Origin of the sequence: Luteimonas marina, from assembly GCF_007859325.1 — a bacterium.
GTDB classification, from domain to species: domain Bacteria; phylum Pseudomonadota; class Gammaproteobacteria; order Xanthomonadales; family Xanthomonadaceae; genus Luteimonas; species Luteimonas marina.
Map to the genome: position 1 here is coordinate 111,814 of NZ_VOHK01000008.1, position 8,015 is coordinate 119,828.

An 8,015-nucleotide genomic window follows, 5' to 3' on the forward strand; every position below is an offset into this window, starting at 1 on the left:
ATTATACGCCGGCGTCCGGTCGCGCTTCTGAATCCAGGCCGTGCAGGGTCCGCAGCGCGGCCTCCGCGGCGTGGAACGACCCGAATACCAGCACGCGGTCGCCGGGGCCGGCCGCCTGCAGCGCGGCCATCAGCGCCGCGGCGGGATCGGGATGGCGAAGGCCTTCGGCCGCGACGGACCCGCGCAGACGTTCGGCCAGCACGGCGACGGCGATGCCGCGCGCCCCGGCGCCGAGCGAGCCCGCCAGCCACCAGGCATCGACCGCGCCCTCGAACGCCGCCACGACCGCCGCCGCGTCCTTGTCGCCCAGCGCGGCGTAGACCGCATGCGTCCGGCCGGCCGCGGGCGAATCGCGCAGCCAGGCGGCCAGCTCCCGCGCGGCCTGCGGGTTGTGGCCGACGTCGACGAACACCGCCGCGCCCCGGCGCTCGAAGCGCTGCAGGCGGCCGGGCAGGCGTGCCTTGGCGATGCCGCGCGCGAACGCCTCGTCGGGAATGTCGATCTCCAGCGCGCGCAGCGCGGCGATCGCGATCGCTGCGTTGCGCAACTGCACCGGCGCGGCCAGCGTCGGCAGGGGAAGGTCGAGCGCGTAATCCAGCTCGCGCCAGCGCCAGCGCGCATCGTCGAGGCGCTCGAAGAAGAAGTCGCTGCCGGCGCGGATCGCCGATGCGCCGATGGCGTAGGCGTGGCGCAGCACGCTCGCCGGCGGGTCGTCGTCGCCGACCACCAGCGGCTTCCACGCCCGCGCGATGCCCGCCTTCTCCACGCCGATGGCCTCGCGGTCGTCGCCGAGCCAGTCCTGGTGGTCGAGGTCGACCGTGGTGACGACGGCGACGTCCGCATCGACGAGGTTGGTCGCGTCCAGCCGCCCGCCCAGCCCGACCTCCAGGATCGCCAGGTCCAGCCGCGCGCGCTCGAACAGCCGCAGTGCCGCCAGCGTGCCGAACTCGAAGTACGTCAGGGGTACCCCGCCCCGCGCCGCCTCCACCGCCGCGAAGGCGTCGATCAATGCCTCATCGTCCGCATCTCGCCCGTCGATGCGCACGCGTTCGTTGTAGGCCAGCAGGTGCGGCGAGGTGTAGGCCCCGACCCGCAGCCCGGCTTCGCGCGCGACCGCCTCGATGAACGCGACCGTCGAGCCCTTGCCGTTGGTCCCGGCGACGGTGACGACCTGCTTCGCGGGCTTGCCCAGCCCCATCCGCGCGGCGACGTCGCGCACGCGCCCGAGCCCCATCTCGATGGATTTCGGGTGCTGCCGCTCGATGTAGGCGAGCCAGTCCTGGAGAGTCTTGGGCATCGGAAACACGACGTGTGTCATCCCGAACGCAGTGAGGGATCTTCTGTCGGCCGTATCGCGCGCATCGGAGAAGATCTCTCGCTGCGCTCGAGATGACAGCCTGGTTCGAGAGGACGGTGGTCAGGAAGACGTGCAAAGCGCGACGCGATCCGGCGAGGCACACGCCCACCCGGGCCTACAGCGCCCGGTGCACCGCCTCGCCGAAGAACGCGGTGTGGTGCGAGCAGTCGTTGAGCCGCACCACCTCGAGGCTCTTCAGGTCGTCGCCTTCCAGCAGGTTCAGCGTCGTCGGCGCCTGGCGGAAGCTCCACAGTCGCGACAGCGGGATGCCCAGCACATGGCACAGCAGTACGCGGTTGACCGCGTCGTGCGCCACCACCAGCAGGGTGTCGTTGCCGCCCAGGCCCTCGACCGACCACTCCAGCGCCTCCCACGAGCGCCGGAACACCTGCTTGAGCGATTCGCCGCCGGGCATCTGCACGGTATCGGGCGCCTCGCGCCAGGCGCGCAGCCGGTCCGGTTCGCGCTCGCCGATCTCGCTGGCCAGCAGCCCTTCCCAGGTGCCGTGGGCGATTTCCATGAAGCCCATCTCGGTGGTCAGCATCGGCGCGCGCATCTCGCCCAGGGCGAACTGCGCGGTGTGGTAGGCGCGCGTGAGCGGCGAACTGACCGCCTTGTCGATGCGCACGTCGCGCAGGCGGTCGCCGAGCAGGCGCGCCTGCTTCTCGCCGACGGGCGAGAGCGGGATGTCTTCCTGTCCCTGGTAGCGGCCTTCGGCGTTCCACGGCGTCTCGCCATGACGGGCAAGCAGGATTCTCATGCGGCGGCAGGTTCCGGTTGGGGGGAAGCGCCCCGATTCCCCGGGCGCGCCGCCTAGTCTAGCGAATGATGGCCGGCGCCGGATCAGCGCTTCGGCGCGACGCCGAGTTCCTGCAGCAGCTGCGGCGCCGGGTAGACCTCCTGCATGATCCAGCGCATGTAGCGCTGGTCCACGGAAATCGTGCGGGTCATGTCCGCGTCGAACACCCAGTTCGACACCACCGCTTCCCAGTTCATGTCAAACAGCAGCCCCACCAGCCGACCATTCGCATCGAGCACGGGCGAGCCGGAGTTGCCGCCGGTCACGTCGAGGTCGGACAGGAAGTTCACCGGCACGGTCCTGAGCTTGCGGTCGGCGAGGCCGCCGTAACGCTTCGCGGCCACCGCGTCGAGCAAGGCCTGCGGCGCGTCGAACGGCGCTTCGCCGGTGGCCTTCGCCACCACTTCCTCGAGCCGCGTGAACGGCTGCTGCGCGCTGCCGTCGAGCTTGGTGTAGGGCTTGACGTTGCCGAAGGTGATGCGCAGCGACGAGTTCGCGTCGGGATAGACGAAGCCGCCCTGGTCCCTGCGGTAGTCCGCGACCGCCTGCAGGTAGGTCGCGCGCGCCGCCAGCCGCTCGCCGGCGCGCGTCTTGCCTTCCTGCTCCAGCTGCAGCAGGGTCGGCATGATCGCGACCGCGTAGCGGATAACCGGGTCCTTGCTCGACTCGAAGGCCTTGCGGTCGGCCGCGAGCCAGGCCATGCGCGGCTCGGTTTCGCCGATCGTGGTCTTGCCCAGCTTGTCCAGGGCGCGGTCGATCGCGGCGGCATCGTCGCCGCCCAGCCACTTGTCGATCGCGGGCAGGCGCTGCGCCTGCGGCAGCTTCGCGTACTCGCCGAGCCAGTAGCGCTGCAGTTCGCGGTCCATCGCCGGCACGTAGCGGCGCTCCATCTGCCGCAAACCGCCCTCGATCGTCGGCAGGTCGCGTTCCTGGTAGCCCTGCTCGCGCTCGGCATCGGGCTTGCCGCGTTCGATCGCGAGGCGGTAGAGCGTGGTCGCCGCGGAGATCGCACCGGTGCCGTTGAACATGCGCACGACCAGGTCGCGCTCTCGCGTCGCGCGCTCGGCGTCGTTCAGGGCCACCAGTCGTTCGTGCGCCGCGATCGCCGCCGCGCCGTCGTCGCCCTTGCCGCGCAGCCAGTCCAGCACCGCCGCCTCTTCGGCGCGCTTGCTTTCCGAGGCCTTCGTGCGCGCGAAGCCGGTGAGCTGGCCGTCGTAGTTCTTGGTCACGTTCTCCCAGCCGCGCACGGTGCTGGCGTACTTCACCTCGATGTCGGGATCGGCCTTGCCGCGCGCATCGACCAGGGCGGTCAGCGCCTTGTAGTGGCGCACGGTGGTCGGATACGTCCACTGCTCGGTCTCGTCGAACTCGCCGGCCAGCGCGTAGCGGCTGGTGCGGCCCGGGTAGCCGGCGACCATCACGAAGTCGCCCGGCTGCAGCGGCCGGTCGGCGATCTTCAGCCAGTGCTTCGGCTGGAACGGCACGTTGTCGGCCGAGTACGCCGCCGGCTTGCCGTCGCGGCCGACGTAGGCGCGGTAGAAGGCGAAGTCGCCGGTGTGGCGCGGCCACATCCAGTTGTCGACCTCGCCGCCGTAGTTGCCGACGCTGCCCGGTGGCGCGTAGGCCAGGCGCACGTCCCTGATCTCGAGGTTGCGGAACAGGCGATAGCTGTTGCCGCCGAGGAAGCTGTACAGCCGGCAGCGATAGCCGGGCTCGGCCTCGCACTCGGCGACCAGCTGCTTCTCGACCGCATCCAGCGCAAGCGTGCGCGCCAGCGGATCGGCCGCGGCGTCGATGGCGGCGCGCACGCGCTCGGTGACGTCGGTGATCGCGTCCAGCGCGTAGATGCGCGCGTTCGGGCCGGCGGTGATCTCGTCGGCCGGCGTGGCGGCGTTGAAGCCGTCGCGCATCAGGTTGTTCTCGGGCGTGGAATTGAGCTGGATGGCGCCGTAGGCGCAGTGGTGGTTGGTCACCACCAGGCCCTGCGGCGACACGAAGCTCGCGGTGCAGCCGCCCAGCGAGACCACCGCGCCGAGCGGGTCGCCGGTCAGGTCGGCAAGCTGCTCGGGGGCCAGCTTCAGGCCGGCCTTCTTCAGCGGCGCGGCGATTTCCGGCAGTTGCTGCGGCACCCACATGCCCTCGGCGGCGTGGGCGGCGGGCAGGACGGCCAGCAGGGCCAGGGCGAGACTCGACGACGGAAGGCGCATCAGCGGTCGGTTCCAGGTGAAAGGATCCGCGATTGTAGCCACCCCCGCCCCGCCGCGACCCGGCCGCTGGTCATGCCGAGGCCGTTTCCGCTGCAACCTTATAATGCCCACCTCACTCCAGCCGGCAGGTCCCGACGATGTCCCGAACCATGAAGGCGCTGGTCAAGCGCGAGACCGCCAAGGGCCTGTGGATGGAGGACGTCCCGGTCCCGGTGCCGGGCCCCAACGAGGTGCTGGTCAAGGTCGAGAAGACCGCGATCTGCGGCACCGACCTGCACATCTACCTGTGGGACGAATGGGCGCAGCGCACGATCCGCCAGGGCCTGGTGATCGGCCACGAGTTCGTCGGCCGCATCGCCGAACTCGGCCCGGGCGTGTCGGGCTACGCGCCCGGCCAGCGCGTCTCGGCCGAGGGCCACATCGTCTGCGGCCACTGCCGCAACTGCCGCGCCGGCAAGCAGCACCTGTGCCCGAACACGGTCGGCATCGGCGTGACCCGCGACGGCGCCTTCGCCGAGTACATCGTCATGCCGGCCAGCAACCTGTGGCCGATTCCCGACCAGATCCCGAGCGAGCTGGCCGCGTTCTTCGATCCCTACGGCAACGCCGCGCACTGCGCGCTGGAGTTCGACGTGGTCGGCGAGGACGTGCTGATCACCGGCGCAGGCCCGATCGGGGTGATGGCGGCGGGCATCTGCAAGCACATCGGCGCGCGCAACGTCGTGGTCACCGACGTCAACGACTACCGGCTCAAGCTTGCCGCCGACATGGGCGCCACGCGCGTGGTCAACGTCGCCAACACCTCGCTCAGGGAGGTGATGGCCGACCTGCACATGGACGGCTTCGACGTCGGCCTGGAGATGAGCGGCAACCCGCGCGCGTTCAACGACATGCTCGACGCGATGTACCACGGCGGCAAGGTCGCCCTGCTCGGCCTCCTGCCCAAGGGCGCCGGCGTCGACTGGGACCGCATCATCTTCAAGGGCCTCACCGTGCAGGGCATCTATGGCCGGCGCATGTACGAGACCTGGTACAAGATGACGCAGCTGGTGCTGTCGGGCTTCCCGCTGGGCAAGGTACTCAGCCACCAGCTGCCCGCCGACGAGTTCCAGAAGGGCTTCGACCTGATGGAGTCGGGCAAGTCGGGCAAGGTCGTGCTGAACTGGCATTGAGTCCGCTGCCCTGCCGCTCCAAACCTCGCCCTGTCATCCCGAACGGAGTGAGGGATCTGCTTCACTGCGACCGGACAGCAGATCCCTCACTCCGTTCGGGATGACATCCTCGATTCCCGAAGGCAAACCCATGTCCCTGACCAGCCGCTACGCCACCACCCTCGACGAGATCCGCGCCGCCGGCCTGTTCAAGTCCGAGCGCGTCATCACCTCGCCGCAGTCGGCCGAGATCACGCTGGCCGACGGCCGCACGGTGCTGAACTTCTGCGCCAACAACTACCTCGGCCTCGCCGACCATCCGGACGTCATCGCCGCCGCCAAGGACGCGCTGGACACGCACGGCTTCGGCATGGCCTCGGTGCGCTTCATCTGCGGCACCCAGGACCTGCACAAGCAGCTCGAACGCACGATCTCGGCGTTCTTCGGCAAGGAAGACACGATCCTCTACGCCGCCTGCTTCGACGCCAACGGCGGCCTGTTCGAGCCGCTGCTGGACGAAAACGACGCGGTCATCTCCGATGCCCTCAACCACGCCTCGATCATCGACGGCGTGCGCCTGTGCAAGGCGCAGCGCTTCCGCTACGCCAACTGCGACATGGCCGACCTGGAAAAGCAGCTGCAGGCCGCCGAGGCCGCCGGCTGCCGCACCAAGCTGATCACCACCGACGGCGTGTTCTCGATGGACGGCTTCATCGCGCCGCTCGACGAGATCACCGCGCTCGCCGCGAAGTACGGGGCGCTGGTGCACATCGACGAATGCCATGCCACCGGCTTCCTCGGGGCGACCGGCCGCGGTTCGGCCGAGGTCAAGGGCGTGCTCGACCGTATCGACATCATCACCGGCACGCTCGGCAAGGCGATGGGGGGCGCGCTGGGCGGCTTCACCACCGCGAAACGCGAGGTGATCGAACTGCTGCGCCAGCGCTCGCGGCCCTACCTGTTCTCGAATTCGCTGCCGCCGCACGTAGCCGCAGCGGGCACGAAGGCGTTCGAGATGCTCGACGCCGCCGGCGAACTGCGCGAGCGCCTCGCCGCCAACACCGCCTATTTCCGCGAGCGCATGGACGCAGCCGGCTTCGACATCCGGCCCGGCACGCACCCGATCAGCCCGGTGATGCTGTACGACGCGCCGCTGGCGCAGCGCTTCGCCGAGCGCCTGCTCAAGGAAGGCATCTACGCGATCGGGTTTTTCTTCCCGGTGGTGCCCAAGGGCCAGGCCCGCATCCGCACGCAGATGTCGGCTGCGCACACGCGCGAACACCTGGACCGCGCGATCGACGCGTTCACGCGCATCGGCCGCGAACTGGGCGTGCTGGAAGGCTGAACGGCGCCGCGCCCGCGGGCGCGGCGAAAGGGGTCTCCGGACCGTTTACTGGCCGATCGGCGGTGTTTCGGCCGCCGACTCCGCGGCGGGCGCCGGCGCGGCATTCGGATCGACGCGGCGACCGGCGCTGTAGCCGTTGGCCTGCAGCCAGGCATCGAAGTCGTCGGCGGTCATGCGCTTGCCGTTCTGGGTCATGTTGAACCGGTACGGCGTGTTGTCATGCTCGGTCAGCTTGACGTAGGTCGACGCCGACGCAGCCGCCGCACTGGCTGGCACCGCGACGGCCACGTTCTGGCAGCCTTCCACGCGCAGCCGCCACAGCACGTTGTCGACCGACTGCGACTCGTCGAAGTCCGACGCCAGCACGCCGCGCTGCGATCCCAGCTGCGGGTTCACGATCGCGAATCCGGTGGCCACCGGCACCAGGACCGTCGGGCGGACTGCGAGCGGCTGCGGCGCCGCGCTCTCCTGGCACTGGGTCGACGCCTGCGCGGACATCGCGCCCATCGACAACAGCAACACCACCCATCCACGCTTCATGGAAACTCCCCACGCCTTGATTGCGCCGGAGTTTAGCAGCGCCCTGCGCGCTGGCAAGAACCTGTGCCTGCAATCCAGCATGGGCGTGCCTGCAGGCTGTCCGCCGCGGGGCAGGAGCGCCGGGATGGACATGTGCAGGGAGAGCCGCCGTGCCCAGCGCCCAAAGACACGGGCGGGCACCCGATCGTCACGGAAGAAGAGTCAAAGGAAGGCCTGTCATTTCGACCGCAGGGAGAAATCTTCTTCTCGTGCGCCGGATGGGAGATTTCTCCCTGCGGTCGAAATGACATGGATACGGATGGTTCGTCACTCGAACTCTGGACCGCCCAGCCTTTCGTAGACACCCGCAGGCCATAATTCATGGCTACAGCAGAGGTGTTCATGAGCAGCAAGCGATACACGGATGAGTTCAGGGCCGAGGCGGTGAAGCAGGTGCTCGAGCGCGGCTTCACGGTTGTGGATGTGGCCGCGCGCATCGGGATCCCCAAGCACACGCTGTACGACTGGGTGCAGAAAGCGAAGAAGGCCGGCAAGCCGGCCGCAGGTTCCGCGCCGACGGGGACTGACTCGGCTGAAGTGCGCCGCCTCAAGGCCGAGCTGCGGCGCGTGACCGAGG

At 69.5% G+C, this 8,015-nt stretch carries 7 protein-coding genes; 3 read left to right on the top strand and 4 right to left on the bottom strand.

The window, feature by feature from the left end; translation table 11 throughout:
* Position 1 precedes the first annotated feature (1 nt).
* From folC to FQY83_RS16425, 3 genes are all read right to left on the bottom strand, one after another.
* Complete coding sequence (gene folC, locus FQY83_RS16415) at positions 2-1,297, bottom strand: bifunctional tetrahydrofolate synthase/dihydrofolate synthase (protein ID WP_425478673.1); 1,296 nt, start codon at positions 1,295-1,297, stop codon at positions 2-4.
* Positions 1,298-1,472: 175 nt separating this feature from the next.
* Positions 1,473-2,117 (bottom strand): histidine phosphatase family protein, encoded by a 645-nt coding sequence (locus FQY83_RS16420; RefSeq protein WP_146389112.1) that lies wholly within the window; start codon positions 2,115-2,117, stop codon positions 1,473-1,475.
* A gap of 83 nt (positions 2,118-2,200) precedes the next feature.
* Positions 2,201-4,291, bottom strand: coding sequence for a S46 family peptidase (locus FQY83_RS16425; RefSeq protein ID WP_192906734.1), 2,091 nt, complete (start codon positions 4,289-4,291; stop codon positions 2,201-2,203).
* Between the two features lie 209 nt (positions 4,292-4,500).
* On the opposite strand from FQY83_RS16425, the gene tdh reads away from it, so the two are divergent.
* Together tdh and kbl are read left to right on the top strand one after the other, a co-directional pair.
* Positions 4,501-5,535: an L-threonine 3-dehydrogenase gene (gene tdh, locus FQY83_RS16430; protein ID WP_192906731.1), complete on the top strand. Its 1,035-nt coding sequence runs from the start codon at positions 4,501-4,503 to the stop codon at positions 5,533-5,535.
* Positions 5,536-5,635: 100 nt separating this feature from the next.
* Positions 5,636-6,859 (top strand): glycine C-acetyltransferase, encoded by a 1,224-nt coding sequence (kbl, locus tag FQY83_RS16435; protein WP_146389116.1) that lies wholly within the window; start codon positions 5,636-5,638, stop codon positions 6,857-6,859.
* Positions 6,860-6,904: 45 nt separating this feature from the next.
* Here the strand turns inward: kbl and FQY83_RS16440 are convergent, their stop codons facing one another.
* A complete protein-coding gene (locus tag FQY83_RS16440; RefSeq protein WP_238333535.1) occupies positions 6,905-7,399 on the bottom strand; it encodes a hypothetical protein in 495 nt (164 codons plus the stop codon).
* Positions 7,400-7,780: 381 nt separating this feature from the next.
* Between FQY83_RS16440 and FQY83_RS16445 the strand changes: the two genes are divergently transcribed.
* Positions 7,781-8,015 (top strand): transposase (locus FQY83_RS16445; RefSeq protein WP_158636543.1); only part of this gene is annotated, 235 nt, incomplete at its 3' end.